Annotated in this window: 21 protein-coding genes; 14 read left to right on the forward strand and 7 right to left on the reverse strand. The window is 74.6% G+C overall.

The features are described 5' to 3' along the window. The first annotated feature begins 191 nt into the window (after positions 1-191). The 7 genes from WCD74_RS13065 to WCD74_RS13095 all read left to right on the forward strand — a co-directional run bounded on the left by WCD74_RS13065 (position 192) and on the right by WCD74_RS13095 (position 11,363). On the forward strand, positions 192-2,261 hold the full coding sequence (locus WCD74_RS13065; RefSeq protein WP_337695418.1) for an alpha-1,4-glucan--maltose-1-phosphate maltosyltransferase: 2,070 nt from the start codon (positions 192-194) through the stop codon (positions 2,259-2,261). A 158-nt stretch (positions 2,262-2,419) separates the two neighbouring features. Continuing rightward, the gene (locus WCD74_RS13070; RefSeq protein ID WP_337695269.1) at positions 2,420-3,841 is read left to right on the forward strand and encodes a serine hydrolase domain-containing protein; all 1,422 of its coding nucleotides are present in this window, start codon (positions 2,420-2,422) and stop codon (positions 3,839-3,841) included. Between the two features lie 27 nt (positions 3,842-3,868). Then, positions 3,869-4,351, forward strand: a complete 483-nt coding sequence (locus WCD74_RS13075) for an FxsA family protein (RefSeq protein ID WP_337695270.1) — start codon at positions 3,869-3,871, stop codon at positions 4,349-4,351. A 62-nt stretch (positions 4,352-4,413) separates the two neighbouring features. Next, entirely contained in the window at positions 4,414-6,186 is a 1,773-nt protein-coding gene (gene treS / locus WCD74_RS13080) for a maltose alpha-D-glucosyltransferase (RefSeq protein WP_337695271.1), read from the forward strand. Beyond that, positions 6,186-7,613, forward strand: coding sequence for a maltokinase N-terminal cap-like domain-containing protein (locus tag WCD74_RS13085; RefSeq protein WP_337695272.1), 1,428 nt, complete (start codon positions 6,186-6,188; stop codon positions 7,611-7,613). Before treS ends, WCD74_RS13085 begins: the two co-directional genes overlap by 1 nt. An 88-nt stretch (positions 7,614-7,701) precedes the next feature. Further along, a complete protein-coding gene (gene glgB / locus WCD74_RS13090) occupies positions 7,702-9,963 on the forward strand; it encodes a 1,4-alpha-glucan branching protein GlgB (protein ID WP_337695273.1) in 2,262 nt (753 codons plus the stop codon). Positions 9,964-10,019: 56 nt separating this feature from the next. Further along, positions 10,020-11,363 carry a neutral zinc metallopeptidase gene (locus tag WCD74_RS13095; RefSeq protein WP_337695274.1) on the forward strand — a complete coding sequence of 448 codons (1,344 nt, stop codon included), beginning with the start codon at positions 10,020-10,022 and terminating at the stop codon, positions 11,361-11,363. Between the two features lie 4 nt (positions 11,364-11,367). On the opposite strand, the gene WCD74_RS13100 is transcribed toward WCD74_RS13095, so the two are convergent. Both WCD74_RS13100 and WCD74_RS13105 read right to left on the reverse strand, forming a co-directional pair. Next, a complete protein-coding gene (locus WCD74_RS13100) occupies positions 11,368-12,309 on the reverse strand; it encodes a tetratricopeptide repeat protein (protein ID WP_337695419.1) in 942 nt (313 codons plus the stop codon). Between the two features lie 58 nt (positions 12,310-12,367). Further along, entirely contained in the window at positions 12,368-12,673 is a 306-nt protein-coding gene (locus tag WCD74_RS13105) for an MTH1187 family thiamine-binding protein (protein WP_337695275.1), read from the reverse strand. 29 nt (positions 12,674-12,702) lie between these two features. Here WCD74_RS13105 and WCD74_RS13110 point away from each other — a divergent pair, with 29 nt between their 5' ends. Then, complete coding sequence (locus WCD74_RS13110) at positions 12,703-13,200, forward strand: MarR family winged helix-turn-helix transcriptional regulator (RefSeq protein ID WP_337695276.1); 498 nt, start codon at positions 12,703-12,705, stop codon at positions 13,198-13,200. A gap of 5 nt (positions 13,201-13,205) precedes the next feature. On the opposite strand, the gene cydC is transcribed toward WCD74_RS13110, so the two are convergent. From cydC to WCD74_RS13125, 3 genes are read right to left on the reverse strand one after another with little or no spacing between them, the layout of a single operon-like run. After that, entirely contained in the window at positions 13,206-16,565 is a 3,360-nt protein-coding gene (cydC, locus tag WCD74_RS13115; RefSeq protein ID WP_337695277.1) for a thiol reductant ABC exporter subunit CydC, read from the reverse strand. Next, the gene (gene cydB / locus WCD74_RS13120; protein WP_337695278.1) at positions 16,565-17,551 is read right to left on the reverse strand and encodes a cytochrome d ubiquinol oxidase subunit II; all 987 of its coding nucleotides are present in this window, start codon (positions 17,549-17,551) and stop codon (positions 16,565-16,567) included. Before cydB ends, cydC begins: the two co-directional genes overlap by 1 nt. 12 nt (positions 17,552-17,563) lie before the next feature. After that, a complete protein-coding gene (locus WCD74_RS13125; RefSeq protein WP_337695279.1) occupies positions 17,564-18,985 on the reverse strand; it encodes a cytochrome ubiquinol oxidase subunit I in 1,422 nt (473 codons plus the stop codon). 102 nt (positions 18,986-19,087) lie between these two features. Here WCD74_RS13125 and WCD74_RS13130 point away from each other — a divergent pair, with 102 nt between their 5' ends. Both WCD74_RS13130 and WCD74_RS13135 read left to right on the forward strand, forming a co-directional pair. Continuing rightward, a complete protein-coding gene (locus tag WCD74_RS13130) occupies positions 19,088-19,474 on the forward strand; it encodes a BlaI/MecI/CopY family transcriptional regulator (protein WP_337695280.1) in 387 nt (128 codons plus the stop codon). Between the two features lie 32 nt (positions 19,475-19,506). Further along, on the forward strand, positions 19,507-20,427 hold the full coding sequence (locus tag WCD74_RS13135; RefSeq protein ID WP_337695281.1) for a M56 family metallopeptidase: 921 nt from the start codon (positions 19,507-19,509) through the stop codon (positions 20,425-20,427). 4 nt (positions 20,428-20,431) lie between these two features. On the opposite strand, the gene WCD74_RS13140 is transcribed toward WCD74_RS13135, so the two are convergent. Both WCD74_RS13140 and meaB read right to left on the reverse strand, forming a co-directional pair. Then, positions 20,432-20,590: a hypothetical protein gene (locus WCD74_RS13140; RefSeq protein WP_337695282.1), complete on the reverse strand. Its 159-nt coding sequence runs from the start codon at positions 20,588-20,590 to the stop codon at positions 20,432-20,434. A 35-nt stretch (positions 20,591-20,625) separates the two neighbouring features. Continuing rightward, positions 20,626-21,606, reverse strand: a complete 981-nt coding sequence (meaB, locus tag WCD74_RS13145; protein WP_337695283.1) for a methylmalonyl Co-A mutase-associated GTPase MeaB — start codon at positions 21,604-21,606, stop codon at positions 20,626-20,628. A 101-nt stretch (positions 21,607-21,707) separates the two neighbouring features. Between meaB and mce the strand changes: the two genes are divergently transcribed. The 4 genes from mce (at position 21,708) to glnT (ending at position 26,411) form a co-directional block, all read left to right on the forward strand. Further along, positions 21,708-22,157 carry a methylmalonyl-CoA epimerase gene (mce, locus tag WCD74_RS13150; protein ID WP_337695284.1) on the forward strand — a complete coding sequence of 150 codons (450 nt, stop codon included), beginning with the start codon at positions 21,708-21,710 and terminating at the stop codon, positions 22,155-22,157. 128 nt (positions 22,158-22,285) lie between these two features. Then, positions 22,286-23,563 carry a crotonyl-CoA carboxylase/reductase gene (gene ccrA / locus WCD74_RS13155; protein WP_373696082.1) on the forward strand — a complete coding sequence of 426 codons (1,278 nt, stop codon included), beginning with the start codon at positions 22,286-22,288 and terminating at the stop codon, positions 23,561-23,563. Between the two features lie 205 nt (positions 23,564-23,768). Beyond that, a complete protein-coding gene (locus WCD74_RS13160) occupies positions 23,769-24,800 on the forward strand; it encodes a DivIVA domain-containing protein (RefSeq protein ID WP_337695286.1) in 1,032 nt (343 codons plus the stop codon). Between the two features lie 270 nt (positions 24,801-25,070). Then, the gene (glnT, locus tag WCD74_RS13165; RefSeq protein ID WP_337695287.1) at positions 25,071-26,411 is read left to right on the forward strand and encodes a type III glutamate--ammonia ligase; all 1,341 of its coding nucleotides are present in this window, start codon (positions 25,071-25,073) and stop codon (positions 26,409-26,411) included. Positions 26,412-26,414: the final 3 nt, after the last annotated feature.

The following is a 26,414-nucleotide window of genomic DNA, read 5'->3' on the forward strand; positions in this document are numbered from 1 at the left end:
AGGAGCCCGAGGTCGTCACCCCGACCACCGCCGAGACCGACCCGGAGCCCGCGCCCGACGAGGTCCCGGCCGAGACGGTCGCCCCGGCGCTCGCGCAGACCGACCCGGTCCCCGCGCCGGCGCCCACACGGACCCCGACCACCGGCGACCTCGCCGCCGAGCGCGCCCGCCTCGCGCAGGGCCGGCTCGGCATCGACGAGGTGACCCCGGAGGTGTCGGGGGGCCGGTTCCCGTCGAAGGCGGTCGTCGGCGAGGTCGTGCCGGTGACGGCGTCGGTCTGGCGGGAGGGCCACGACGCGATCGCCGCGACCCTGGTCTGGCAGCGCTGCGCGGACGTCGACCACGCCGACGCCGAGGCGGTCGCGACCGCCCCCGTCGTCGGGGACGAGCGGTCCGCGCGGATGGTGAGCCTCGGCAAGGACACCGACCGCGCCGCGGGCAGCCTCGTCGCGGACGCCGAGGGCCTGTGGCGGTTCCGCGTGGACGCCTGGAGCGACCCGTGGGCCACCTGGCGGCACGCCGTCGAGGTGAAGGTGGCCGCCGGTCAGGGGGCGGGCGAGCTCGCCAACGACCTGGAGTCCGGCGCGCGCCTGCTCGACCGCGGTGCCGCGCAGATCGAGGAGCGCACGACGGCCGACGAGGTCGGCCACCAGCCGGCCACCGAGGCCACCACCCCGCTGGAGATGCCGCCCTCGGTCACGTTCGCCGCGGAGCTCCGCGCGGCCGCCGCGTCGCTGCGCGAGACCGACCGGCCGCTGGTCGAACGGCTCGCGAAGGCCCTCTCGGAGCCGGTGCAGCACACGATGACCGAGCGCCCCGTGCGCGACCTGGTCACCCGCGGCGCCGACCACCACGTCCTCGTCGAGCGCCCGCGGGCCCTGGACGGCGCCTGGTACGAGTTCTTCCCGCGCTCCACCGGCGGGTGGGACGACGAGGGCCGGCCGGTCCACGGCACGTTCGCCACCTCGCACTCCGAGCTCGAGCGCGCGGCCGCGATGGGTTTCGACGTGGTGTACCTCCCGCCGATCCACCCGATCGGCACGGTCAACCGCAAGGGCCCGAACAACACCCTGACACCGGGTCCGGACGACGTCGGGTCCCCCTGGGCGATCGGGTCCGCCGAGGGCGGGCACGACGCGGTCCACCCGCAGCTGGGCACCATCGACGACTTCGACGCCTTCGTCGCCCGCGCCCACGAGCTGGGCCTGGAGGTCGCGCTCGACTTCGCGCTGCAGTGCGCGCCGGACCACCCGTGGGCCGCGACGCACCCGGAGTGGTTCACGGTGCGTCCCGACGGGACGATCGCGTACGCGGAGAACCCGCCGAAGAAGTACCAGGACATCTACCCGGTCAACTTCGACACCGACCCGGAGGGCATCTACGCCGAGTCGCTGCGGGTCGTCCTGCACTGGCTCGCCCACGGGGTCCGCGTGTTCCGCGTGGACAACCCGCACACCAAGCCGGCCGACTTCTGGTCGTGGCTGATCGCCAAGGTCCACGTGGTCGACCCGGGCGTGGTGTTCCTGGCCGAGGCGTTCACGCGGCCCGCCCGGCTCTTCGGCCTGGCCAAGGCCGGGTTCAGCCAGTCCTACTCGTACTTCACGTGGCGGACCGGCCGCGACGAGATCCGCGAGTTCTTCGAGATGCACCGCGACCGCGTCGACGAGTGCCGCCCGAACTGCTTCGTCAACACCCCGGACATCCTCCACGAGTCGCTGCAGACCGGCGGGCCCGGCATGTTCGCGATCCGGGCCACGCTGGCCTCGATGCTGTCGCCGTCGTGGGGGGTCTACGCCGGATTCGAGCTGTTCGAGTGGCAGCCGGCGAAGGCGGGCAGCGAGGAGTACCTGGACTCGGAGAAGTACCAGCTGCGGCCGCGCGACTTCGACCGCGCGCTCGCCGAGGGCCGCAGCCTGCAGCCGTGGATCACGCGGCTCAACGAGATCCGCCGCGCCCACCCGGCCGTGCGCCAGCTGCGGACGCTGCGGTTCCACGACACCGACAACGACGCGCTGCTCGCCTGGTCGAAGACCGACCCGATCACCGGCGACACGGTGGTCGGCGTGGTCAACCTCAACCCCTTCGGCGCCGAGGAGGGCACGCTGCACCTCGACATGGCGGCGCTCGGCCTCGACCCGTTCGCCCGCTTCGGGGCGTTCGACGAGGTCAGCGGGCAGGTGTTCGACTGGGGCCAGGCCAACTTCGTGCGCCTCGAGCCCTGGCGCGACGTGGCGCACCTGGTGTCGGTGCAGAAGCGGTAGGCCGAGCCGTCCGAGCCGTACGAGCGGGCCGTTCGTCACCTTCTCCCGTGACGAACGGCCCGCTCGTCCGTTCCCGGGACCACCTCGGGGACGCCCCCGGGACGGCGTCGGGGATCTCCCCCATCCGTTGCCCGGCGCGGCGGGTCACGCTCGGGGGCGTGCGCCCGTGGATCCTGCTGCTGATCGGTCTCCTGGCCCTGGCGGCCGCCCCGACCGCGCACGCGGACGAGCCGGCGCGGACCGCCGAGGACGAGGTGCGCGACCACGCGGCGCGGTTCGCGGTCCCGGCGACGGCCGCCGTCGTCGTGCGCCCGGACGGCACCGTCGCGACGGTCCTGCACGGGCGGACCTCCGACGGGCTGCCGACCACCCCGGACACCCGGTTCCGGATCGCGTCGATGAGCAAGGCGTTCACCGCGGTCGCCGTCCTGCGGCTGGCCGACGAGGGCCGCCTGCGGCTGGACCAGCCGGTCTCCGAGCTCCTGCCCGGGTTCTCGACCGCCGCGCCCCGGGGGCGTCCGATCACGGTGCGCGACCTGCTCGCCCACACCTCCGGCCTGGCCGCGGCCGACGTCGACGAGTTCGCGCTCCCGCCACCCGGGTCGGCGCAGGAGGTCGTCGACGGGCTGGCGGGGGTCCCCCCGGCGCGGGAGCCGGGCGTCGCACACGAGTACCTCAACGCCCACTACACCGTGGCGGCCCGCCTCGTCGAGGTCCTCAGCGGGCGGCCGTTCCCCGACCACCTGCGGAACGCCGTCCTCCTGCCCCTCGGGATGACCTCGACGGTCGTCACCGCCCGCTGCGACGACGCCGTCCCGGGCCTGGCGCACGGACACGTGGGCGCGCTGGGCGTCCAGGTGGCGGTCCCGGAGATCCCGGCGTTCTGTCTCGGTGACGCCGGGCTCGTCACGACGGCGGCCGACATGACCCGCTGGCTGCGGTTCCAGCTCGGGGACGGCGCCCCGCTGCTGCGCCCCGACACGCTGCGGGCCTCCCACACCGCGTCCCCGGGTACGGCAGGGCGCTACGGGCTCGGCTGGTCGCTCCGGTCCGGCGAGGACGGTCCGCGGGTCCTGCACGGCGGACTCGTCAGCACGTACACGAGTGCGATCGAGTTCTCGCCCGGCGAGGCGGGCGCCGTCGTCCTCACCGACACCGGCGACGTCACGGGCTCGCCCGGCACCCTGGCGCGCCGCCTGACGACGCTCGCCGGCGGCGGCGCGGTGGGGCCGTGGCCCTCGGAGCCGAAGCTCGTCCTCGACCGGGTGCTCGCGGGGCTCACCGTCGGCGCGGCGGTGGCGCTGGCGGTGGCCGTGGCCCGCGCGCCGCGGCGCGCGGCCGGCCTGCGCGGGCGGCGCCGCCCGGTCTCGTCGCCGCTGCTCGCCGTGGCCGTGGGGATCGCCCTCCTGCCCACGATCTGGGCCCTGTTCTCCGGGCCGAGCCTCACCGGGTGGGTCATGGCGCTCTGGCTGCTGCCCACGGCGGCCGTGCTCGCCGCCGTCCTGGTGCTCGGGGGGACGGCAGCGCTGGCCGCACGGTCGCGTGCCCGCCGGGCACTTTTCCGGGGCGCCGTGCGTTGACCCCCTGAGAACACCTTGGAGGTCCCCGTGCTGCTCCTGCTCGCGTTCCTGGCCTACGTGGCCCTGGAGGTCTGGGTCCTGGTCCTGGTGGGTCAGGCCGTCGGGTTCCTGGGGCTGCTCGGCCTGCTGATCCTCTCCGCGGTGGTCGGCGCCTGGGCCCTGAAGCACGAGGGCCGACGCTCGCTGACCGAGCTCGGCCGGGCCGTGCAGAACCGGCGTCCGGCCGAGGCGCAGGTGGCCGACGGGATGTACGTCGCGCTCGCCGGGGTGCTGCTGGTGGTGCCGGGCATGCTCTCCACGGTCGCGGCCCTGGTCCTGCTGGTGCCGCCGGTGCGCCGGGCGCTCGCGCGGCGGGCGGCGTCCCGCGCGGTGCGGGCGGGCAGTGCCCGGATGACGCCGTCGGTCGTCGTGATCGGCGGACCGGCACCGGCCGGCCGTCGGGAGCCGGACGACGGCGGGTCGCCGATGGTCATCGAGGGCGCCCCGGCCGACCCGGAGCGCGACCGCTGAGGTCGGACCCGACACGGGCCGGTGCGGCGCGGGGGCGGGTCCGCCCACTAGCGTGGCGCGCGATGAACGACGGGACCTCCGACACGCCTCCCGGCACCACGGTCGTCGAACCGGGCCACGAGGTGGTGCAACCGAGCGCCGACGACTTCCGCAGCGCGCGCCAGCTCCCCGTGGAGGAGGGCTGGTACAAGCGCGCGGTCTTCTACGAGGTGCTCGTCCGCGCCTTCGCCGACTCCGACCGCGACGGCTTCGGCGACCTGCGCGGCCTCACCGACAAGCTGGACTACCTCGCGTGGCTCGGCGTCGACTGCCTGTGGCTCCCGCCGTTCTACGACTCCCCGCTGCGCGACGGCGGCTACGACATCCGCGACTACCGCAAGGTGCTGCCGGAGTTCGGCACCGTCGAGGACTTCGTCGAGTTCGTCGACCAGGCGCACGCCCGGGGCATCCGGGTCATCACCGACCTCGTCATGAACCACACCTCGGACCAGCACGTGTGGTTCCAGGAGTCCCGGCGCGACCCCGACGGCCCCTACGGCGACTTCTACGTGTGGTCCGACGACGGGTCGGAGTACGCGGACGCGCGGATCATCTTCGTCGACACCGAGACGTCGAACTGGACCTGGGACTCGGTGCGCGGCCAGTTCTTCTGGCACCGCTTCTTCAGCCACCAGCCCGACCTGAACTTCGACAACCCCGCCGTGTGCGAGGCGATGATCGACGCCCTGCGCTTCTGGCTCGACCTCGGGATCGACGGCTTCCGGCTGGACGCGGTGCCCTACCTCTTCGAGCGCGAGGGCACCAACGGCGAGAACCTGCCGGAGACCCACCAGTTCCTCAAGCGCTGCCGCAAGGTCATCGACGACGAGTACCCGGGCCGGATCCTGCTCGCCGAGGCGAACCAGTGGCCGGCGGACGTCGTGGAGTACTACGGCGACCCCGAGGCCGGCGGCGACGAGTGCCACATGGCGTTCCACTTCCCGCTGATGCCGCGCATCTTCATGGCGGTCCGCCGCGAGTCGCGGTTCCCGATCTCGGAGATCCTGGCGCAGACCCCGGAGATCCCCGAGAGCGCGCAGTGGGGCATCTTCCTGCGCAACCACGACGAGCTGACCCTCGAGATGGTCACCGACGACGAGCGCGACTACATGTACGCGGAGTACGCCAAGGACCCGCGGATGAAGGCCAACATCGGCATCCGCCGCCGGCTGGCCCCGCTGCTCGACAACGACCGCAACCAGCTCGAGCTGTTCACCGCGTTGCTGCTCTCGCTGCCGGGTAGCCCGGTGATCTACTACGGCGACGAGATCGGGATGGGTGACAACATCTGGCTGGGCGACCGCGACGGCGTGCGCAGTCCCATGCAGTGGACGCCCGACCGCAACGCGGGCTTCTCCTCGTGCGACCCGGGCCGGCTCAACCTGCCGATCGTCATGGACCCCGTGTACGGGTACCAGGCGGTCAACGTCGAGGCGCAGTCGAACTCCAGCGCGAGCCTGCTGCACTGGAACCGCCGCATGATCGAGATCCGGCGCCAGCACGCCGCGTTCGGCCTCGGCGACTTCCACGAGCTCGGGGGGTCCAACTCCTCGGTGCTGAGCTACGTCCGCGAGGCCGTCGACGCCGACGGGCACCGGGACGTGGTGCTGTGCGTGAACAACATGTCCCGATTCCCCCAACCCGTGGAGCTCGATTTGATCGCGTGGAAGGACTGGACGCCGACCGAGCTGACCGGAGGCGTTCCCTTCCCCGCCATCGGTGAGCTGCCGTACCTGCTGACGCTGCCGGGGCACGGCTTCTACTGGTTCTCGATCCAGCCGGCGCAGGAGCGGTGATGACCACTCCTCTCCTACTGGACGCCCTGCTGCCCGCCCTGACCGAGTGGCTGCCCGAGCAGCGCTGGTTCGCCGCCAAGGACCGCACGGTCGCGGCCGTGCGCTTCGTCGGCCACCAGGAGATCACCCCGGCCGACGCCGTCCCCGCCGTCGAGCACGCCGTCATCGCGGTGTCGTTCACCGACGGCGGGCCGGAGGAGACCTTCCAGATGCTGCTCGCGACGCGGCCGCGGGTGTCGGGCGACCTCGAGCACGCCGTGATCGGCGCGGTCGGCGACCGGATGGTCTACGACGGCCTGGCCGACGGCGAGGTGAGCCGCCTGCTGCTGTCGATGATCGTCTCCGACACCACGGTGGGCACCCTGCGGTTCGTGCCGGAGCCGGGGGTCGAGGCCCCCGTCGTCGGTCCCGGCCGCCCGCTGCTCGGCGAGCAGTCGAACTCGTCGGTGATCTACGGCGAGCGCGCCATCATGAAGCTGTTCCGGCGCGCGACGCCCGGGCTCAACCCCGACCTGGAGCTGCACCGCGCGCTCGGTCGTGAGCGCTCCGGCGAGGTGGCGCCACTGCTCGGGGCGATCGAGGGCGTGCTGCCCGCGGAGGAAGGGGAGCACGCCGATAGGGGCCCGCTGCCGATGACGGTGGCGATGCTGCAGAGCTACGCGGCGAACTCCGCCGACGGCTGGTCGATGGCCCTGACCAGCGTGCGGGACCTGCTCGCCGAGGGCGACCTGCGTCCCGACGAGGTGGGCGGCGACTTCGCCGGCGAGGCGCAGCGCCTCGGGAAGACCATCGCGAGCGTGCACATCGAGCTCGCCCGCGGCCTCGGCAGCGACCGGCTCGGGTCCGACGGCGTCGCGGCGGTGGCGGACTGGATGCTGGACCGCCTCGACCTGGCCGCGGCGGCGGTCGAGGTGGTGGCCGCCCAGCGCGACGAGATCGCGCGGGTGCTGCAGGGTGTGCGCGCCGCCGACGGCCTGCTCGTCCAGCGCGTGCACGGCGACCTGCACCTCGGCCAGACCCTGCGCACCCCGCGCGGGTGGCTCGCGATCGACTTCGAGGGCGAGCCCTCCCGCCCGCTGCACGACCGGGTCCGGCCGGACTCGCCGCTGCGCGACGTGGCCGCGATGCTGCGCTCGTTCGACTACGCCGCGTTTCACCAGCTCGCGGAGTGGGAGACCGGCGCGGAGGCGCCCGCCTACCTGCAGCGCCGTGCGCAGGAGTGGGCCGACCGCAACCGCTCCGCATTCTGCGACGGCTACGCCGAGATCGCGGGCGCCGACCCGCGCGACCAGCTCGACGTGCTGCGGGCCTACGAGCTGGACAAGGCCGTCTACGAGGTGCTCTACGAGACCCGCAACCGGCCGAACTGGCTGGCCATCCCGCTGCGGTCGATGGCCCGCCTGGTGGGCGACACCGCGGGCGCGTAGCGCCCCGGTTCCCCGACCCCGCGCGCCGGGTAGGAGTACCGGACCCGCCGCCCACGAGCCGTCCCGACCCTGGAGCCCCCGGAAGCCGATGACCCGCCCCACCGCGCCCGACCCGCTGCCCGTCGCCCCGGGCGAGCTCGACGTCCACCTGCTGATGGAGGGCGCCCACCGCGACCCGCACAGCGTGCTGGGCCCGCACCGCCGCCCGCAGAACCCGGGCACCGTCGTCGTCCGGACCCTGCAGCCGGGGGCCGACGAGGTCGACGTCGTGGTCCCCGAGGGGCCGACGGCCGGGCGCTACCCGCTGGGCGCGGTCAACACCTCCGGGCTGTTCGCCGGAGCGGTGCCCGGCCCGCTGCCGCACTACCGGCTGGCGGTGCGCCGCACCGACGAGAGCGGCGGCGACGCGCACGGGGAGACGACCGAGACCGTCGTCGACGACCCCTACCGCTTCTCCCCCGTCATCGGCTCGGTGGACCTGCACCTCATCGGCGAGGGTCGTCACGAGCGGCTCTGGGAGGCGCTCGGCGCCCACTTCCGGCGGTGGCCGACCCCCTCCGGCCCGGTCGAGGGCACGTCGTTCACGGTGTGGGCGCCGAACGCGCGCGGGGTCCGCGTGGTCGGCGACTGGGCGCCGGAGCAGGGCAGCTGGGACGGCGTGGCCACGCCGATGCGCGCGCTGGGCTCCGGGGTGTGGGAGATCTTCCTGCCCGGGGTCGGCGTCGGCGCCCGCTACGGGTTCCGCATCCTCACCCAGCAGAACACCTGGCTGGACAAGGCCGACCCGATGGCGTTCGCGGCCGACCTGCCGCCGACGCCGGCGTCCGTGGTGACCACCTCGACGCACACCTGGACCGACCAGGCCTGGATGACCCGCCGTCGGGAATCGCGGGCGCACGCCGAGCCGATGAGCGTCTACGAGCTCCACGCGGGCTCGTGGCGGCAGGGCCTGACCTACGCCGAGCTCGGCGAGCAGCTCGTCGGCTACCTGACCGAGCAGGGCTTCACCCACGTCGAGCTGCTGCCGGTCGCCGAGCACCCGTTCGGCGGGTCGTGGGGCTACCAGGTCAGCTCGTACTACGCGCCGTCCAGCCGGTTCGGCACGCCGGACGACTTCCGCGCGTTCGTCGACACCCTCCACGCCGCCGGCATCGGCGTGATCGTGGACTGGGTGCCGGCGCACTTCCCGCGGGACGAGTGGGCGCTGGCCCGCTTCGACGGCACGCCCTGCTACGAGCACGGCGACCCGCGCCGGGGCGAGCAGCTCGACTGGGGCACGCTCGTGTTCGACTTCGGGCGCTCCCAGGTCCGCAACTTCCTCGTCGCGAACGCCCTGTACTGGCTCGAGGAGTTCCACGTCGACGGGCTGCGCGTGGACGCGGTCGCCTCGATGCTCTACCTGGACTACTCGCGCACCGAGTGGGTGCCCAACCGCTACGGCGGGCGGGAGAACCTCGAGGCGGTGTCGTTCCTGCAGGAGGTCAACGCCACCGTCTACAAGCACCACCCGGGCGTCGTCACGATCGCCGAGGAGTCCACCGCGTGGCCCGGCGTCACCCGTCCCACCCACCTCGGCGGCCTCGGCTTCGGGATGAAGTGGAACATGGGCTGGATGCACGACACGCTCGACTACGTCATGCGTGACCCCGTGCACCGCGGTTACCACCACAACCAGATGACGTTCTCGCTGACCTACGCCTGGTCGGAGAACTACGTCCTGCCGTTCAGCCACGACGAGGTCGTGCACGGCAAGGGCTCGCTCTGGACCCGGATGCCCGACATGGGCCGCGGCGAGGCCGGGAAGGCCGCCGGGCTGCGCGCCCTGCTGGCCTACATGTGGGCCCACCCCGGCAAGCAGCTGCTGTTCATGGGCCAGGAGTTCGGCCAGGTCCGGGAGTGGTCCGAGGAGCGCTCGCTGGACTGGGAGCTGCTCGACGACCCGCTCCACCGCGGCATCGGGCGCCTCGTGGCCGACCTCAACGCGGTCTACCGGGAGCAGCCCGCCCTGTTCACGGCCGACACCGACCCGGCCGGCTTCTCCTGGATCGACGCGAACGACGCGGTGGGCAACGTGTTCTCGTTCGTCCGGCACGACCCGACGGGCGGCCCGGACGTGGTGTGCGTGGCCAACTTCTCCGGCATCGTGCACGACCGCTACCGCATCGGGATGCCGCAGCCGGGCCGCTGGCGCGAGATCGTCAACACCGACGCGGACCTCTACGGCGGCGACGGGGCCGGCAACTTCGGGTCGGTGTTCGCCGCGTCGGTGGCCCAGCACGGCCGGCCCGCGTCGGCGGAGATGACCCTGCCGGCGTCCGGGGTGCTCTGGCTGGTGCACGAGGAGCCCTGACCCGGATCGTCCGATTCGGCCCCCGCGCGTGACCCGGGTGCCCCACACTGGACGGTGTGCGGATCCGGGTCGTGCTCGCGGTGCTGGCGGTGCTGCTCACGGCGGGGTGCGCGTCGGCGGTCGACGGGCGCGCCTTCGCCGGGCCGCAGGTCAGCGCGGGCCTCGACCCGGTGTTCGTCCGGGACAACGACGGCTCCGACGACGACCGGTTGGCCGCGGCCGTGCTGCGCGACCTCGAGGGCTGGTGGGGCGGGCAGTACCCGCGGATCGCGGACGGGCAGGCGTTCGTGCCGCCGCGGGGCTACTTCTCGGTCGACTCGTCGCGTCCCGGCCCCCCGCCGCCGTGCACGCAGTCGACCGACGAGGTCGAGGGCAACGCTTTCTACTGTCCGCGCGCCGACGTCATCGCCTACGACCGTGCAGCCCTGATCCCCGTGCTGCGCGAGGAGTTCGGCGACTCGGCGGTGGTGGTCGTGCTCGCGCACGAGTTCGGCCACGCGATCCAGCAGCGGCTCTCCGACGTCGTGACGACGAGCGCGAGCCTGGGTTCCGGCGCGCCCACGATCCTGTCCGAGGGGCAGGCCGACTGCTACGCGGGCTCCTTCCTGCGCGCGGTGCGGGACGGGCAGACGCCCGACCTGCGCACCGGCGACGGCGGGATCGACGCCGCGATGAGCGCGCTGATCACCTTCCGCGACCCGGTGGGCACCGACGCCGCGGACGATCGCGCCCACGGCAACGCGTTCGACCGGGTCGCCTCGTTCCAGGACGGCTTCGACGGCGGCGTCGCGACGTGCGCGCAGATGACGCTGGACAACCGGGCGTTCACCCAGCAGGCGTTCGCGACGCTCTCGGACGCCGAGAGCGGCGGCAACCTGCCGCTGCCCGACCTGCTGCGCGCGATGGGCACCGACCTCGACCGCTTCTTCGGCGGCCTCGTCCGCGCCCAGGGCGGCACGTGGACCGCCCCGGCCATCCGGCCCGGCGGCGACGGCTGCGGGCAGGGCGCGGTGGGCCTGTGCGACGGGGTGGTCCGCACGGACGGGGGCGACCTGGACCGCATCCACGACTCGATCGGCGACTACGCCAGCGGCACCCTGCTCGCCTCGCGCTACGCGCTGGCCGCCCTGGCCGCCCTCGACCGCCCGACGACGGGTCCGGCGGCCGGCCGCAGCGCACTGTGCCTGGCCGGGGCGTACACGGCCGACGTCGGGGCGCCCGGCTCGGACTTCAGCCTCTCCCCGGGCGACCTGGACGAGGCCGTCAACCTGCTGCGCCGCGACGACGACGCGGCCTCCGGCACGGACGGGACGGTCGCCGACGCCACCGCCTACGCCCGCATCGCGGACTTCCGGGAGGGTGTCGACGGCGGGCCGCAGCCCTGCCTGGCGCTGCGCTGATCCCCTAGTAGAGCGCCCGGGCCAACGCGCGGCGCGCGGTGGTGACCCGCGGGTCGTCCGGCGCGAACAGCTCGAACAGCGAGACCAGGTGCTCGCGGGCGGCGTCACGGTCGTCGCCGGCGGTCCGCTGCACGGTCTTGACGAGCCGGTCGAACGCGGCCTCGACCTGCCCGCCCGCCAGCTCGGCGTCCGCGGCGGCCTTCTGCGCCGCGACGTCGTCGGGGGCGGCGTCGGCGGCGGCGATCGCGGACGGGTCGGCGGACTCGGCGCGCGCCATGAACCGCACCTGCGACAGCGCGGCCTGCGCCTCGGCGTTGGCGGGCTCGGCGGCGAGGATCTGCTCGTAGGCGGCCACCGCGCCGTCGTAGTCGCCGCGCTCGAGGGCCTCCTCGGCGGCGGTGAAGCGCGGGTCCTCGGGCTCCTCGGCCGGCTCGGCGTCGTCGCCGCCGCCACCGAAGCGGGCCTGCGCCTCGGCGATCCCGGGCATCTGCTCGCCGAGCTGCTCGAGCAGCTGGGTGAAGAACGGCCGCAGCTGGTCCTCGGGGTAGATCCCGGAGAACGACTGCACCGGGCGCTGGGCGACCACGACGTGCACCGTCGGGATCTCCTGCACCTGGAACATCTGCGCGATCCGCTGGTTCGCGCGCAGGTCGACGCGGGCGAGCACCCAGCCGCCCCGGCCCTCGACGGCGAGCTTCTCCAGCGTCGCGGACAGCTCCGCGCAGGCCGGGTCGCCGCTGGCGGTCAGCTCGACGACCACCGGCAGCGTCATCGACCGGTCGAGGACCTCCGCCTGCAGGTTCGCCTCGGTCACCTCGACGGCGACGGAGCCACCGGAGCCGCCGGGGCCGGCGGGCGCGCCGTCGCCGGAGGAGGCGGGGCGCTGCGGGGCGCTGCGCTGCTCGGCGCGGGCCTTCAGACCGGACAGGTCGACGGCCCCGGCCATCGCCGAGGAGAGGGCAGCCGCCTGGGCGGCCTGACGGGGATCGGGGCGTGCCACGGGATCAATCCTGCCAGCTCGACAGATGCTCCTCGACCCGTGCCACCTTCGCGTCCATCTGCCCGGTCCACCCGGGGCGGATGTCGGCCTTGAGCACGAGCGAGACGCGGCTGCCGTAGCGCCCGGCCGCCTCGGTCGCCCGCTTGACCACGTCCATCACCTCGTCCCACTCACCCTCGAGGGACGTGAACATCGACGAGGTCTCGTGGGGCAGCCCGGACTCCCGGACCACCCGCACCGCGGCCGCGACGGCCTCGCTCACGGAGTCGGACTCCCCGCCGGACGGGGCCACGCTGAAGGCGACGATCACCGCCCCATCATCCTGCTAGATTCCCGCCGATGCCCGAGCCGCTGCCGTTCGACCCGATCGCGCGGGCCGCGGACATCTGGTCCGGCCGGATCGGCGACGCGTCCACGATGGCCGCCACCACGAGCGTGTTCCGGGTGCAGCAGATCCTCCAGCAGGCGGTCGACGCCGCGCTGCGCCCGCACGAGCTGACGTTCGCCCGCTACGAGGCGCTCGTGCTGCTCTCGTTCTCCCGGTCGGGTGCGCTGCCGATGAGCCTGATGGGCCAGCGGCTGCAGCTGCACCCGACGTCGATCACCAACATCGTCGACCGCCTCGAGGGCGCGGCCCTGGTCCGCCGCACGCCGCACCCGAGCGACAAGCGCACCACCCTGGTGGAGATCACCGACGCCGGCCGCGACCGGTGCCGCGAGGCCACGGCCGCCGTCACCGAGGTCGAGTTCGGCCTGGTCGGGCTCGCCGCCGACGACGTGACGCGGTTGACCGACCTGCTGGCCAAGGTCCGCCGGGCCGCCGGCGACTTCGCCTGACGCGGTCACCCCACGAGGGCTGCCGTCCGGTGCAGCCGGCCGTCGGCCAGCTCGAGGACGGTGTCCATCCGGTCCAGGCCCTCGGTGCGGTGCGAGAGGAGCAGGACCGTGTGCGGCCCGGCGAGCAGGTCCGCCATGAGGGCCTGCGCCGTGTCGTGGTCGAGACCCTCGGTCGGCTCGTCGAGGATCCACACCGCGGGGTCGGCCAGCACGAGCCGCGCGGCCGCGAGCCGTCGGCGCTCCCCGCCCGAGATGCTCGCCGGGCCGATCACGGTGTCCAGGCCCTCGGCCAGCGACCCGACCCAGCCGTCCAGGTGCACCCGCTCCAGCGCGGCCCGCAGCGCGTCGTCGCCGGCGCTGGGGGCGGCGAGCAGGAGGTTGGCGCGCAGGGACGCGGTGAAGACGTGGTCGTGGTCGCCGAGCAGCCCGACCCGCCGGCGGACGTCGTCGCCCGGCAGGTCGCGGAGGTCGACGCCGTCCACCGTCGCACTTCCCGACGTCGGGTCGAGGAACTTCAGCAGGACGGCCGCCAGGGTCGACTTCCCGGAGCCGGACGCCCCCGTGACGGCCACGCGGGCCCTGGGCGGGAGGTCGAGGTCGACGCCGCGCAGCGCGGGCGCGGCGGGGTCCCAGCCGGCGGTGAGGTCGCGGACCCGGACGTGCGGCCCAGCCCCTGACGTCAGCGGTGGCACACGGCTGACGTCGGGTGTCAGCGGTGGCACACGGCTGCCACCGGCCGTGGCGGCGGCGCGCTCCGAGCGTGGCGACCTGCTGACACTCGACGGCAGCCGTGTGCCACCGCTGACACCGGCGACGCCCGGCTGCGGCTCCGTCGCCGGCGGGCGCACCGCGGCCAGCGCGTCGAGCCGCGCCCGCGCCTGGGCGCCGCGGACGAGGGCGCGGGCGGCCCCGGGCAGGGCGAGGACGGTCGCGGCGAGGGCGGTCGGGAGCAGGACGACGATGCCGACGAGCTCGGGCGGCGCGTCGAGCGACACCGCGGCGAGGGCGGTACCGACCGTGGCGACGCCCAGCCCCAGGTGCGCGGCCCCGTCGAGCAGCCCCTCGTGCACCGCGGCGCTACGGCGGGCCCGGTCGAGGGCGGCCGCGCGGTCCCGCGGCACGGCGAGGACGTCGTCCCGGTCGCGGACCGCGAGCTCCTCGCGGGCGGCCAGGGTCTCCACCACGGCGGACCGGAGCCGGTCGCCCGCCCCGTCCAGCGCCGCCCCGTCACGCCGCGCTGCCAGGGCGGCCAGCACCGGGACCGCGAGCGCCGCCACCCCGAGCCCGACGAGCAGCGCGGGCAGAATGGTCGGCACCGCCGCCCAGGCGACCAGCAGCACGACCGGCACGACGACGGCCGCCACGACCAGCGGCTGCCGACCGCGGACCAGGCCGTCGAGCCGGGTGTCCACGTCGCCGACGGCGCGGGCCAGCAGCTCCCCGCGCCGCCCGGCGACCGCGCCGGGCACCCGGTCGACGAGCACCGCGACCAGACCCCGGCGCCAGCCCGCGACCCGGGACAGCGCGGCGTCGTGGGTGACCAGCCGCTCCAGGTAACGCAGCACGGGCCGCAGGATGGCGGTGGCCCGCACGATCACGACCGCCACCGACAGCGTCAGCACCGGCGGCCGCGCGTCCGCCCGCACGATCAGCCACGTCGACGCGGCCGTCAGCACGAGCCCGGCCAGCACCGACCCGACGCCGAGCAGCACCCCACCCGCCGTCGAGAACCCGCGACGCGAACCGCCGGGCTCCGAGCGAGGGGTCCCTTCGCTCGATCTAGCCGACCGAAGGGGCCCTTCGCTCGCATCGGGAGCCGCCGCCGGGCGCGCCAGCGTCACCACCCGGTCGGCCGCCGCGAGCGCCGCCGGCCGGTGCGCGACCAGCAGCACCGCCGCGCCCCGACGCGCCGCGGCCCGCAGCAGCGCCAGCACCCGCACCTCGGCGTCCGGGTCGAGGTGCGCGGTCGGCTCGTCGAGCAGCACCGTCTGGCGCGGCCGGCCCTCCAGCGCGACCAGCACCCGGGCCAGGGCGAGTCGCTCCCGCTGCCCGGCCGACACCGACCCCGCCTCCTCGGCGAGCGGCGCGTCCACCCCGAACGGCAGGTCCAGCGTCGCGAGCACCGAGGGATCGGTCGTCCCGATCGCCTCGCCGACCGTGCGGGCGTGCGGGAGCGTCGGGCGCTGCGGCAGGTACTGCACGGGCCGGCCCACCTCGACCGTCCCCTCGTCCGCCCGGATCGCCCCCGCCAGCACGCGCAGCAGGGTCGTCTTCCCGGCCCCCGACTCCCCCGCCAGCGCCACGACCTCGCCCGGCGCCACCGTCAGGGCGTCCAGCCGCAGCGCGTCGGTCCGCCGGTGCGGATAGCGGACGACCACCGAGGAGGTGGCTACGCCCTGTGAGTACTTGCGGCGGCTATCGCCACCGGAAGTACTCACGAGGCCGGAGGCCACCTCCGAGGCCCGCGCCACGTCGTGGAACCGCGCGCCCACCTCGCGGATCGGGCGGTACGCCTCCGGGGCCAGCAGGATCGCGACGAGCGCCGGGGCCAGTCCGAGCGATCCGTCGACCACCCGCAGACCGGCCGAGACCGCGACGAGGCCGACCGACACGGTCGCCACCAGGTCCAGCGCGGTCGTCGACAGGAAAGCCACCCGCAGCACCGACGACGTCGCCCGCCGGTGCTCCTCCCCGGTCCGGGCGACCTCGTCGACCTGGCGCCGGGCCCGCCCGAACAGCCGGAGCGTGGCCAGCCCCGAGACGACGTCGAGGACGTGGCCCACCAGGCGCTCCCCGGCCGCCCACTGCGCGGACGCCCGGCGCTGGGTCACCCACCCGATCAGCGCCGCGAACACCGGCAGCAGGGGCAGGGTGAGCAGCACGATCAGCGCCGACGGGCGGTCGGCGACGAACAGCCCGACGAGCACCAGCGGCGGCAGGACCACCGCGAGCACCAGGGCGGGCAGGTAGGAGGTGAACCACGCGCGGAGGTCGTCGATGCCGCCGGCGGCCAGTTCCCGACGACGGGCCGCGCCCGGGTCGCGCCGCTCGGCGTCCGGGTCGCGGGCGTCGAGGAGCCGCTCCCGCTGCGGCTCCACCACGCGGGTCGCGGTCCCGGCGGCCGCCCGGGGGGCCAGGGTCGCGACGGCGGCCCGGACCACGACGGCTCCGACCAGCCACGCGATCTCGGTCGTAGGCCGCCCGCCCCCGACGAGTGAGGCCACCAGCAGACCCGCCGCGACCAGGACGACGGCGTCCGCCACCGCCCCGAGGACCCCGAGCACGACCTGCGCCGCCACCCCGGGCAGCGCCGGCCGCGCGAGGCGCAGCAGCCGCGGGTCGACCGGCCCCCTCGTGCCGGCCATCAGGCCACCCGCTCGCTGGCGACCCGGCGCCGGAACACCCAGTACGAGAACGCCTGGTAGGCCACGACGCCGGGCAGGATCAGCACCGCGCCGATCGTGATCACCGTCAGCGCGTAGGGCGAGGCCGCCGCGCCGGAGATGGTCAGCGACGACGCCGGGTCGAGGGTCGAGGGCAGGACGACGGGGACGTGCGCGGTGAACGCCGCGACCACGGCGCCCACCACCCCGAGCGTCGCCGCCGCGAACGCGGCGCCCTCCGACCGCCACGCGGCGGCCACGGCGGCGGCCACCGCCAGCAGGACGACCACCACGGCGGACCGCAGCGCGGTCCCGCCGGCCGCGACACCCACGCCGGCCGCCACGACCCCCGCCGCCACGGCCGAGGCCACCGCGGCCCGCCGCGCCCGCTCCCGCACCGGGCCCGTCGTCCGCAGCCCGAGGAACGTCGCGCCCTGCACCAGCGCGGCCAGGACCCCGAGCGCGGCCCCGGCGAGGGCGGGGCCCGAGACCAGCGGCGCGAGCGTGCGCTCCAGCCCGGTCCCGACGACGGCGCCGGCCGGGTCGAGCGCCAGGCCGGTCGTCGCGAGGCCGAGGACGGCCCCGAACAGACCCGCCGTCAGGAAGGAGGAGACCGCGAGCGTCACCTCGCAGCGCCGCCGCCAGGCCGGGGTGTCGACCTTGCCGCGGAACTCGATCGCCACCCCGCGCGCGGCGAGGGCGAGCAGCACCAGCACCATCGGGACGTAGAGCCCGGACAGGAGCGCGGCGTACCAGTCCGGGAAGGCCGCGAAGGTGACGCCGATCGCCGCGACCAGCCACACCTCGTTGCCGTCCCAGACCGGGCCGACGGTGCGGATCGCCGCACCGCGCTCGTGGTCGTCCCGGCCGAGGACCGGGGCGAGCATGCCGACGCCGAAGTCGAACCCCTCGAGGGCGGAGAAGAGCACCCAGCACAGGACGACCAGGCCGAACCACGCGATCTCCATGACTCCACGCTCCTAGTAGGTGGGCTCGAGGGCGCGCTCGTCGACCTCGTCGACCTCGTCGGCGCGGGGCTCGGGCAGCAGCGGGTCGGGGTCCCGGCGCGAGACGTGCAGGACCAGCCGCACCCACACCACCGCGAGCACGCCGTAGAACAGCGCGAACCCGGCGAGCGAGGCGACCAGCTCCACCGGGGTGAGGGTGGGCGAGACGCCGTCGCGGGTCTGGAACAGCCCGAACACCAGCCACGGCTGGCGGGCGGTCTCGGTGAAGAGCCATCCGAAGGTCGCGGCGGCGGCCGGCAGCACGGGGAGGACCCAGAGGAAGCGCAGCAGCCAGCGGTCGGCGAACCACGCGGGTTCGAAGTCCCGGCCCCGGCGGGTCCGCCAGAGGACGTACGCGGCGACCGCGGCCGCGAGCACGCCCAGGCCGATCATCAGCCGGAAGGTCCAGTAGGCGACCGGGATCCACGGCGTGTAGTCCCCGGGGCCGAACTGCGCGACGTACTGCGCCTGCAGGTCCTCGATGCCCTGGACGGTCGCGGTCGGGTCGCCGGTGGCGAGGAAGCTCAGCAGCCACGGGACGTCGAGCGACCACGGCTCGTCCCAGCCGGGCAGCTGCACCGCGAACAGGCTGAACGGGGCGTGCGACGTGGTCTCGTAGAGCGCCTCGGCCGCGGCCATCTTCATCGGCTGGACCGCGGTCATCACCTTGCCCAGCACGTCGCCGGTCAGGCTGACCGCGACGCCGCCGACCAGGGTCGTCCAGGCCCCGGCGCGGGCGAGCAGCCGGAACGTCGGCCCGTGGTCCGCGCCGTCGCGCCACCGCCACAGGCCGATCGCCAGCAGCAGCGCGCCGCCGGCCATGAAGGCGCCCGCGATGGTGTGCGGGAACGACGCGACCACGACGGGGTTGGTCAGCAGGGCGGTGAAGCTGCCGAGCACGGCCCGCCCGGTCTCCGGGTCGATCGCCGCGCCGACCGGGTGCTGCATGAAGGCGTTGGCCGCGAGGATCACGTAGGCCGAGATCAGGGTGCCCACCGCGACCACCCAGATCGTCGCGAGGTGCAGCCCGGGCCGCAGCCGGTCGCGGCCGAACCACCACAGGCCCAGGAACGTGGCCTCGAGGAAGAACGCCAGCATCCCCTCGATCGCGAGCGTCGGGCCGAACACGTCGCCGTAGTACTGCGCGAAGGCCGACCACGAGAGACCGAACTGGAACTCCTGGACCAGGCCGGTCACCACCCCCACGGCGAAGGTGGCCATCAGCAGCTTCCCGACGAGCATCGTGGCCCGTCCGTAGCGCTCCTGGCCGGTCCGCCACCACGCCGTCTGCAGCCCCGCCGTCAGGGCCGACAGCGAGATCGACAGCGGCACGAACAGGTAGTGGTAGACGGTGACGACGGCGAACTGCAGGCGTGAGAGCTCCAGTGCGGTCACGACCTCGACCTCCTCGTACCTACGACGACTCGTAGTACCTACGACCGAGGGTAGTACGACGCAGGTCGTTGACACATCGTGTCGCTGGGTACACTCCTCCGCGTGGCCTTGGGAGAGCTCGAACGCGCGGTCATGGCACAGCTGTGGTCGGCCGCCGAGCCGCTCACGGTGCGGGACGTCCACGATCGGCTGGAGCGCGAGCTCGCCTACACGACCGTGATGACCGTCCTGGGCCGACTGGCCAAGAAAGGGCTGGTCAGGCAGGAGCGGGACGGCAAGGCCTACCGCTACGCCGCCGCCTCCAGCCGCGAGCAGATGGCCGCGTCGCTGATGCTGGACGCGCTCGGCGACGTCGGCGAGGACCGCACCGCCGCGCTGGTCGCCTTCGTCGACCGGGTCGGCCCCGAGGAGGCCGACGCGCTGCGCCGCGCCCTCGACACGCCGCCGCACGGCACGCCCTGGCCCGCGGACGGATCACCCGAGTCGTGAGAACCGCCACCCACGCGCCACACTGACGTGCCATGGCGTCGGTGTGGCTGGCGGGGCTCGCCCTCGTGCTCGCCGGGCCCGTGCCCGCGCTCCTGGCACGCGCCCGGTGGACCCGCGCCGTGCCCCGCGCCGCCATCGTGCTCTGGCAGGCGGTCGCCGCGGCCGCCGTCCTCGCGGCGGTGGGCAGCGCCCTCGCCGCCCCGGAGGCGATGCTGCGGGTGCTGACGCACCCCCAGGACCGGACCGGTACCCCGCTGGTCATCGCGGTCGGGGCCGCGGCCCTGCTCGCGGGGCTGATCGTCGTGCGCCTCGTGGGCGTGCTGGTGCTGCTCGCGGTGCGCACCCGCGTCCGCCGCGCGCGGCACCGCGACATGGTCGACCTGCTCGCGCGCGCCGAGCAGGGCGACGCGGTCGGGTCGCTGCGCGCGGGCTCGGTGCTCCGGGTCCTCGACGGTGCGGTGCCCTTCGCGTACTGCGTGCCCGGCCGGGTCGGCCGCGAGGGCCGCGTGGTGGTCACCGGGGGTGCGCTGGAGACGCTGTGCCCCGAGGAGCTGCGCGCGGTCATCGCCCACGAGCAGGCCCACCTCGACGCCCGCCACGACCTCGTGCGCGAGGGCTTCACCGCCCTGCACAAGGCCTTCCCGGTGATCGTGCGCAGCCGCGAGGCCCGCGACGCGGTCGCCCTGCTGCTCGAGATGCTCGCCGACGACGCCGGGCGCCGCCGGCACGGCGACGCCGCCATGGCGGGCGCGCTGGACGCCTTCGCCTCCGGCCGCGCGGGCTACGGCCCCGACGTGGTCGAGCGGCTGGAGCGCATCCGCACCCGCGTGCAGGGCGGGCGCGCCCTCGCCGCCGGGACCTACCTCGCCGCCGTGGCCCTCGTCGTGGTCCCGACCGTCACCATCGTCATCCCCTGGCTGACCGACGCCCTCCCGACCGTCGGCGTCCGCTGAGCCCTCACGGCTCCGGCCGCTCCCCCGGCCAGACCCGCATCGCCCCCCGGCGGCCGCGGTGCGCGCCCCGGCACCGCCGCCCGCGGCGGCACCGCCGCCACCGCCCCGCGTAGTCGGCGCCCTGCAGCAGCGCCATCACCGCGACCACCCACCAGCACCCCATCGCCGTCCCCTCTCACCTGGGGACGGACGGTAGCGTCAACCCCCGTCAGCCTCGCCGGACCCGGCGGCCGCGCGCAGCCGGTCGGCCGCCGCGAAGGGGTCGAGACCACCCTCGGCGACCTCCCCCGCCAGGGCGTCCAGCGCCGCCGACCCGGAGACCGCCCGCAGCTGTGCCCGAAGGTCGGCCAGGGCGATCGCCTCGATCTCCGCCCGCGCCCGGCGCCGTCGCCCCTCGTCGCCCCGGCCGTGGGAGTCCATCCACGCGCGGTGGGCGTCGACGGCGGCGAGCAGGTCGTCGATCCCGCGCCCGGCCGAGGCGACGGTCCGGACGACGGGGGCGCGCCACTGCGGCCCGGTCCCCCGCCGCCCCATCGCCATGGCGTTCTCGATCTCGCGGACCGTCGTGTCGGCCCCCTCGCGGTCGGCCTTGTTCACGCAGAACACGTCCGCGATCTCCAGGATCCCGGCCTTCGTGGCCTGGATGCCGTCGCCCATCCCGGGCGCGAGCAGCACCACGGTGGTGTCCGCGAGGGCGACCACCTCGACCTCCGACTGGCCGACGCCCACGGTCTCGACCAGCACCACGTCGCATCCCGCGGCGTCCAGCACCCGCAGCGCCTGCGGGGCGGCCGCGGAGAGACCCCCGAGATGCCCGCGGGTGGCCATCGACCGGATGAACACGCCGGGGTCGGTCGCGTGGTCGCTCATCCGCACCCGGTCACCCAGCAGCGCCCCGCCCGAGAACGGCGAGCTGGGGTCGACGGCCAGGACCCCGACCCGGCGTCCGGACCGCCGGATCTCGCTCACCAGCGCGGACGTCGTCGTCGACTTGCCCACTCCGGGCGAGCCGGTCAGCCCGACGACCAGCGCGTGCCCCGCGTGGGGGGCGAGGGCGGCGGCGAGGTCGCGGACCGCCGGACCACCGTCCTCCACCATCGAGACGAGCTGGGCGACGGCGCGCGGGGAGCCCTCGCGGGCACGGTCGACGAGATCGGGCAGGTCCGGCACGCCCGGCATCCTGACACCGCCTGCCCGCCCGGAGAGGGTCACCCGTCCGAGGTCGGGGTGGCGGCCGTCACCTGCTTGGCGTCTCGATTCAGTCGCTTACTGTCCCGAGCATGACTGCACAGCTCGACGCAGCGGTCGGCATCGTGGCCGTGGACCACGTCGGCATCGCCGTCCCGGATCTCGACGAGGCCATCGCCTGGTACGCCCGCACGCTCGGCCTCGAGGCCACCCACACCGAGACGAACGAGGAACAGGGTGTCCGCGAGGCGATGCTGCACGCCCCCGGCGACCCGTCGGGCACGGCCGTCCAGCTGCTCGCGCCGTTGACCGAGAAGTCCACGATCGCGAAGTTCATCGACCGCAACGGCCCCGGCCTGCAGCAGGTCGCCTACCGGGTCCGCGACGTCGAGGACACCGCCGCGAAGCTGCGCGAGAAGGGTGTGCGGCTGCTCTACGAACAGGCCCGCCGCGGCACCGCCGACTCGCGCGTGAACTTCGTCCACCCCAAGGACGCCGGTGGCGTCCTCGTCGAGCTGGTCCAGCCCGCGGCCGAGCACTGACCGACGTCACCCTTCTCGTCGTAGCTACCCGTCGGTAGCCTCACCGCCACCCGACACCCCGGAGGCTCTTGACCGTGCACGACATCCGCGAAGCCATCCTCGCCGACGAGCTGGCCGGCATCGGCTCCATGAGCGTCCCCGAGTCCTACCGGGGCATCACGGTGCACGCCGACGAGGCCGAGATGTTCGCCGGGATGCCCGCCCAGGAGAAGGACCCGCGCAAGTCGCTGCACCTCGACGAGGTGCCGACGCCGGAGGTCGCCCCCGGTGAGGCGCTGGTCGCCGTCATGGCCTCGGCGATCAACTACAACACCGTGTGGACCTCGATCTTCGAGCCGGTGTCCACCTTCGGCTTCCTCAAGCGCTACGGCCGGATCTCCGACCTGGCCAAGCGCCACGACCTGCCCTACCACGTGGTGGGCTCCGACCTCGCCGGCGTCGTGCTGAAGGTCGGCGCGGGCGTCCAGATGTGGAAGCCCGGCGACAAGGTCGTCGCGCACTGCCTGTCGGTGGAGCTGGAGAGCCCCGCGGGCCACGACGACACGATGATGGACCCCGAGCAGCGCATCTGGGGCTTCGAGACCAACTTCGGCGGCCTGGCCGACATGGCCCTGGTCAAGACCAACCAGCTGATGCCCAAGCCGGACCACCTCACCTGGGAGGAGGCCGCGTCCCCGGGCCTGGTCAACTCCACGGCCTACCGGCAGCTGGTCAGCCCGCACGGCGCGAACATGACCCAGGGCGACGTCGTCCTGATCTGGGGCGCCTCGGGCGGTCTGGGCTCCTACGCCACGCAGTTCGCCCTCAACGGCGGCGCCACCCCGGTGTGCGTGGTGTCCTCGCCGGCCAAGGCCGAGCTGTGCCGCAAGATGGGCGCGGAGCTGATCATCGACCGGTCGGCCGAGGGCTACAAGTTCTGGTCCGACCCGGAGACCCAGGACCCGCGCGAGTGGAAGCGGTTCGGCTCCAAGATCCGCGAGCTCACCGGCGGCGACGACCCGGACATCGTCTTCGAGCACCCGGGCCGCGAGACCTTCGGCGCGTCGGTCTACGTCGCCAAGCGCGGCGGCACGATCGTCACCTGCGCGTCGACCTCGGGCTTCATGCACCAGTACGACAACCGCTACCTGTGGATGAACCTCAAGCGGATCATCGGCTCGCACTTCGCGAACTACAAGGAGGCCTACCTCGCCAACCGGCTGGTGGCCCAGGGCAAGATCCACCCGACCGTCTCCAAGACCTACGCGCTCGAGGAGACCGGGGAGGCGGCCAACGACGTCCACCACAACTCCCACCAGGGCAAGGTCGGCGTCCTCTGCCTCGCGCCCGAGGAGGGTCTGGGCGTGACGAACCCGGAGCTGCGCGAGCAGCACCTCGAGGGCATCAACCGCTTCCGCGGCGAGTAGTCCCCGGTTCCGCACGAGCGGGCCGTTCGTCACGATCTTCCGTGACGGACGGCCCGTTCGTCCGTTTCCCGGGGCCTTCCCGACGGCGGGGCGGTGCCGGTGACGGGACTCACGCGGCCGTGTGACCGGTGCCGATCCCGGCGGGCGCGGCGTGTCCGCCACCCGACCGTGGCCGTGTCGCACACAGCCCTAGTAACCTGGGGAGATGCCGTCCGGTGACCGTGATCTGCTGCCTCTGGGCACCGGCTTCGACGTGGTCCGTCGGGGCTACGACCGGGGCCAGGTGGAGGAGCACCTCGACCGGGTCGAGGCCGACCTGCGCATCCTCACCGCCGACCGCGACGCGGCGGTGGCCCAGGCCTCCGAGCTCGCCCGCGCGTTGGACCGCACCCGGGCCCACGTCGAGGAGCTGCGCGCCCAGATCGACCGGCTGGCCGCGCCGCCGGACTCGATGGAGGGCCTCTCGGAGCGGCTGCAGCGGATGCTGCGCCTGGCCCAGGACGAGGCCCGCGAGATGCGCTCCTCGGCCGAGCAGGCGGCCCGCCGCACCCGCGAGGAGGCCGACGAGCGCGCCTCCCGCACCATCGCCGAGGCCGACCAGCAGGCCGCCCGTACGATCGCCGAGGCCGACGAGTACGCGCAGGGCACCTCCGACGAGGCCCGCCGTCAGGCCCAGGCGACCCACGACACCGCCGAGGCCGCCGCGCAGGAGACCCGCACCCGCTACGACGCCGGGCTCGCGGACAACGAGCGCCGCCGCGCCGAGATGGAGGACGAGCACCGCGCGCTGATGGACTCCGCGCGCGCCGACGCCGCCCGCATCCGCACCGAGGCCGAGAACGAGCGTCGCCGGCTCGACGAGGAGTCCCGGGCGCGCCGGGCGCAGGTCGAGGAGGACTTCGAGATCGCGATGGCCTCCCGGCGCACCGAGTCGATGCGGGTGCTCGCCCGCAGCGAGGCCGACGCCCGCTCGCGGGCCGAGAAGCAACTGCGGGACGCCTCCGAGGAGGCCCGCCGCCGGCTGCGCGAGGCCGACTCCGAGGTCGCCGAGGTCCGGCGCCTGCGCGCTCGCGTCTCCAACCAGCTCGCGACGCTGCGCGAGTCGCTGGCCGACCTGCCGCGTCTGGACGCGTTCCCGGACGAGATGCCCGACGACGCCACGGCCCCGGTCCCCGCACCGTCCGTCGCCGCCGAGTCGCACGGCACCCGCCGGGACTACGAGACCACGTCGTCGTAGCGCACCTCCGGGGCACCGGGCATCGCGTGCCGTCCGGGCGGCTGCACCTCGTCGTGGGTTCCCGGAGGCCACGGTCCGCCTTATCGCTGTGAATCCCCGCGACGAGACCGCCGCCGCCCCACGGAACACCGCGACGAGGTGGGCCTGGCGCGGCCCGACGCGGCAGTGAAACCCGTCCGGTCGGCTCTTTACATCACGGCAACCTCCGTGATCTCCTCTTGCGAGACGCTGTTTCCCGTCGAGAGATCACCGAGTCGCCGAGGAGCCCCCATGACCGTGATCGACCCCCGGGCCGACGGGTCCCCGACCGGCCTCGCGAGCCCCATGAGTCTCGCCGCCCGCGCCCGCGCCGACGGTGTCCGCTTCCTGCTCGCCCTGTTCGTCGACCTCACCGGCAAGCCGTGCGCGAAGCTCGTGCCGGTCGAGAGCGCGGACGAGCTCGAGCACGAGGGCGTGGGTTTCGCCGGCTACGCGGTCGGCGCCATCGGGCAGCAGCCGTGCGACCCGGACCTCATCGCGATCCCGGACGTGAGCAGCTACACCCCGCTGCCGTGGGTCCGTGAGGGACTGGCCCTCGTGCACTGCGACCCGCACGTCGAGGGCCGGCCCTGGCCGTACGCGCCGCGGGTCCTGCTCAAGGCGATGCTGGCGAAGGCGGCCGGACTCGAGCTGATGGCGGGCGCCGAGGTGGAGTACTTCCTGGTCGCGAAGGACGAGGACGGCACCCTCCGCCCCGCCGACGCCCTCGACGACGGGATCCGCCCCTGCTACGACGCCCGCGGTCTGACGCGGATGTACGACCACCTCACCGCGGTCTCCACCGCCATGAACGCCCTCGGCTGGGGCAACTACGCGAACGACCACGAGGACGCCAACGGCCAGTTCGAGCAGAACTTCGCCTACGCCGACGCGCTGACCACCGCCGACCGCGTCATCACCGCCCGGTACCTCATCACCATGCTCGCCGAGCAGCGCGGCATGACGGCGACGTTCATGCCCAAGCCGTTCGCCGACCGCACCGGGTCGGGCATGCACCTGCACCTGTCGCTCTGGTCCGACGGCTCCTCCCGGTTCCCCGACGACGCGGACGGCCGCGGCCACGGGCTCTCCGAGCTGGCCTACCGCTTCCTCGCCGGCCTGCTCGAGCACGCACCCGGCATGCAGGCGGTCCTCGCCCCGACGGTGAACTCCTACAAGCGCACCGGCGCCACCTCGACCCGCTCGGGCGCCACGTGGTCGCCGCGCCGCGCGACCTGGGGCGGCAACGACCGCACCCACCTCGTCCGCGTCCCGGACGGCCACCGCGTGGAGCTGCGCGGCGGCGACGGCGCGGCCAACCCCTACCTGGCGCTCGCCGTCGCCCTGGCCGCGGGCCTGGACGGCATCGACCGCGAGCTCGAGCCCGACGTCACCCACGAGCGCCCCGAGCTCCCCCCGACGCTGCTGCACGCCGTCGACGCCCTGCGCGCCGACGCCGTCGTCACGGCCGGGCTCGACGCCGCCGGCCCCGGCGTCGCCGAGTACTTCGCCGGGCTCAAGCGCGAGGAGTTCCTCGACTGGCACGGCACCGTCGGCTCCTGGGAGCACGACCGCTACCTCACGGCCTTCTAGGAG

The organism is Actinomycetospora aurantiaca, assembly GCF_037401875.1.
GTDB classification, from domain to species: Bacteria; Actinomycetota; Actinomycetes; order Mycobacteriales; family Pseudonocardiaceae; genus Actinomycetospora; species Actinomycetospora aurantiaca.

Bases quoted from the DNA above. Each gene is read 5' to 3' on its own strand.
- treS (WP_337695271.1), top strand. From the start codon at position 4,414: ATGAACGACGGGACCTCCGACACGCCTCCCGGCACCACGGTCGTCGAA.
- WCD74_RS13085 (WP_337695272.1), top strand. From the start codon at position 6,186: ATGACCACTCCTCTCCTACTGGACGCCCTGCTGCCCGCCCTGACCGAG.
- glgB (WP_337695273.1), top strand. From the start codon at position 7,702: ATGACCCGCCCCACCGCGCCCGACCCGCTGCCCGTCGCCCCGGGCGAG.
- WCD74_RS13100 (WP_337695419.1), bottom strand. From the start codon at position 12,309: ATGGCCGGGGCCGTCGACCTGTCCGGTCTGAAGGCCCGCGCCGAGCAG.
- WCD74_RS13110 (WP_337695276.1), top strand. From the start codon at position 12,703: ATGCCCGAGCCGCTGCCGTTCGACCCGATCGCGCGGGCCGCGGACATC.
- cydC (WP_337695277.1), bottom strand. From the start codon at position 16,565: ATGGCCGGCACGAGGGGGCCGGTCGACCCGCGGCTGCTGCGCCTCGCG.
- cydB (WP_337695278.1), bottom strand. From the start codon at position 17,551: ATGGAGATCGCGTGGTTCGGCCTGGTCGTCCTGTGCTGGGTGCTCTTC.
- WCD74_RS13135 (WP_337695281.1), top strand. From the start codon at position 19,507: ATGGCGTCGGTGTGGCTGGCGGGGCTCGCCCTCGTGCTCGCCGGGCCC.
- WCD74_RS13140 (WP_337695282.1), bottom strand. From the start codon at position 20,590: ATGGGGTGCTGGTGGGTGGTCGCGGTGATGGCGCTGCTGCAGGGCGCC.
- meaB (WP_337695283.1), bottom strand. From the start codon at position 21,606: ATGCCGGGCGTGCCGGACCTGCCCGATCTCGTCGACCGTGCCCGCGAG.
- mce (WP_337695284.1), top strand. From the start codon at position 21,708: ATGACTGCACAGCTCGACGCAGCGGTCGGCATCGTGGCCGTGGACCAC.
- ccrA (WP_373696082.1), top strand. From the start codon at position 22,286: ATGAGCGTCCCCGAGTCCTACCGGGGCATCACGGTGCACGCCGACGAG.
- WCD74_RS13160 (WP_337695286.1), top strand. From the start codon at position 23,769: ATGCCGTCCGGTGACCGTGATCTGCTGCCTCTGGGCACCGGCTTCGAC.
- glnT (WP_337695287.1), top strand. From the start codon at position 25,071: ATGACCGTGATCGACCCCCGGGCCGACGGGTCCCCGACCGGCCTCGCG.